The following is a 2,539-nucleotide window of genomic DNA, read 5'->3' as shown; positions in this document are numbered from 1 at the left end:
TGTTTCGGCCTCGGCCGGTTTTCCAGCGCCGGCGCGACCAGGTTTTTATCTGGGCTACGCGGATTGCCGTGTTTTTCTCGGCCTTCCTGCTGCTCTGGATTGCTCTGGAGATCGGCATTCAGTCTTTACCTGCTATAGACAGGTTTGGACTAAGCTTTTTCTGGAACACCACCTGGGATCCGGTCGAGGATATCTATGGGGCCTGGCCACAGATCTACGGCACGCTAGTGACTTCTCTCATCGCTCTGATTGTGGGGGTTCCTTTTAGCTTTGGCATCTCTATTTTTCTGAGCGAGGATTTTCTTCCGAAGTCCTTGCGTCTGGCTCTGATCATTGTGGTTGAGCTGTTGGCGGCTATTCCCAGTGTGGTGTTCGGCATTTGGGGATTGTTTGTCTTCATCCCCTTCTTCCGCCCCGTTCAGATGTTCCTGTACGAGAACTTCAATTGGCTTCCCATTTTCAGCACACCACCGATTGGGCCGGGGATGCTGACGGCAGGGGTTGTCTTGGGGATCATGATCATCCCCATCATCACGGCCATCGCCAGAGAGGTTTTGGTGGCTGTTCCTCCTGAGCTGCGCGCGGCTGCCTATGCGATGGGGGCTACGCGATGGGAAGCCATTTTTGGAGTGGTACTACCGGCTGCGATTGGGGGTATGTTGGGGGCTGTGGTGCTGGGTTTGGGACGCGCCCTGGGCGAGACCATGGCGGTGGCAATGCTGATTGGCAATGCGCGGGGGATTAGAGTCTCGCTTTTGGCCCCTGCCAGCAACATCCCTGCATTGCTGGCCAGCGAGTTTGCAGAAGCAGCCGACGAGCAGATCTCGGCTCTGATGTATGCGGCTTTGATCTTGCTGGTCATTACGCTGGTGGTCAACATCATCGCTGAGCTGATGGTTCGTCAGGTCAAGTTTGCTTTGACGGCTTCTCGGGAGTAGAGGAACATGGCGACACAAGTGGCAGCACAGGCCAATTTGTTCAAACGCAAAGTCAGATCCAAGCGCGTCGTGCTGGACTGGGTGATGACAGGCCTGATCTTTGCTTCCAGCATTTTTGCGATTTTTGTGCTCGCTTCCATCCTTTACTATGTTTTCGTCAATGGCATTGAGCGCTTCAATTGGCAGACCTTAACCCAGCTTCCTCCTCCTCCTGGCGATCAGGTAGGCGGCTTTGGCAACGCTGTGCTGGGAACGATCATTGTGGTATCGATTGCCATTACAATCACTTTCCCTATTGGTCTATTTGCTGCGATCTATCTCTCGGAGTTCGGCCAGAACAGTTCTACAGCATCATCTCTGCGTTTCATTATCAAAGTGCTGACGGGGGTTCCTTCCATCATCGCTGGCGTGTTCGCCTATGGGGTGCTGGTGCTTTCCACCAAGACCTTTTCTGCCCTTTCTGGCGGAGTAGCTCTATCGGTATTGACTTTGCCGATCATCATCCTCTCCTGCGAGGAGGCTCTGCGCTTGGTGCCGGCGGACACTCGGGCTGCCGCCTACGCCTTGGGAGCTTCGCGGGTGCAGACTGTGTTTCGGGTCGTTTTGCCAGCTGCTTTGCCGGTCGTTCTGACGGGAGTGACCTTGGCCATTGCCCGAGCAGCTGGGGAGACTGCACCTCTAATTTTTACTGCTCTGTTCAGCTTTCTATGGCCTGATGGTCTGCTGAAGCCAGTAGCCTCGTTGGCGGTGCTGATCTACAACTTTGCCATTGTTCCCTTCGAGAACCAGCAGAAAATTGCTTGGGGAGGAGCCTTGGCTTTGGTGATTCTGGTTTTGATCACCACGATCAGTTTCCGGCTGCTGCTGAGTCGTCGTCAGGAAACCATTACTATCTGATCTGGTTCTTCTGAGATTTTTGCCTCACTATTCTTCGATTTTGAGTTTGGGTTCTGAAGCAACGTCTACCTCTGGTATTCCTATGCGCCCTCCATTTCCCGGCAATCCTGATTCCTCTAAGAAGTCTGCCAACTTAACTGTTAAGCTGGAAACGCAAGCAGTCAGTGTTTACTACGGCTCTCATTTGGCGGTGAAGCAGGTTTCTCTGAAGATTCCCAAGAATCACATCACTGCTTTTATTGGCCCTTCCGGCTGCGGCAAGAGTACTTTGCTGCGCTGCTTTAACCGCATGAACGATCTGATCCCGGGGGCGAGAGTAGAGGGATCCGTAATTTTTCACGGGAAAAACATCTACGATCCCGATGTAGATCCTGCTGAAGTGCGGCGGCGAGTTGGCCTGGTGTTCCAAAAGCCCAACCCCTTCCCGAAGTCCATCTACGACAACATTGCCTTTGGGCCACGGGTCAACGGCTACCAAGGAGACTTGGATGAGCTGGTAGAGCGCGCATTGCGTCAGGCCGTCCTCTGGGACGAGGTTAAAGACAAGTTGAAGACGAGCGGCCTCTCCCTTTCGGGGGGACAGCAGCAGCGCCTCTGCATTGCCCGCACCTTGGCCATCCAACCAGAGGTGATCCTGATGGACGAGCCCTGTGCCTCGTTGGATCCAATCTCCACGTTGCGCATTGAGGAGTTGCTCAAGGAAC

Annotated in this window: 3 protein-coding genes; all 3 read left to right on the top strand. The window is 54.0% G+C overall.

Annotated features, from left to right (window positions below; all coding sequences use genetic code 11):
• A partial coding sequence (gene pstC, locus NW820_RS10660; RefSeq protein WP_414407472.1) for a phosphate ABC transporter permease subunit PstC occupies positions 1-938 on the top strand: 938 nt, incomplete at its 5' end.
• A 6-nt stretch (positions 939-944) separates the two neighbouring features.
• Positions 945-1,835: a phosphate ABC transporter permease PstA gene (gene pstA / locus NW820_RS10655; protein WP_414407471.1), complete on the top strand. Its 891-nt coding sequence runs from the start codon at positions 945-947 to the stop codon at positions 1,833-1,835.
• Between the two features lie 82 nt (positions 1,836-1,917).
• Positions 1,918-2,539, top strand: a 622-nt coding sequence (locus NW820_RS10650; RefSeq protein WP_414407470.1) for an ATP-binding cassette domain-containing protein, incomplete at its 3' end; no start/stop codon positions are given.

It is taken from the genome of Synechococcus sp. R55.7, from assembly GCF_047461955.1.
In the GTDB taxonomy this organism is placed as follows: domain Bacteria; phylum Cyanobacteriota; class Cyanobacteriia; order Thermostichales; family Thermostichaceae; genus Thermostichus.
This window is presented reverse-complemented; position numbering and strand designations above follow the sequence as displayed.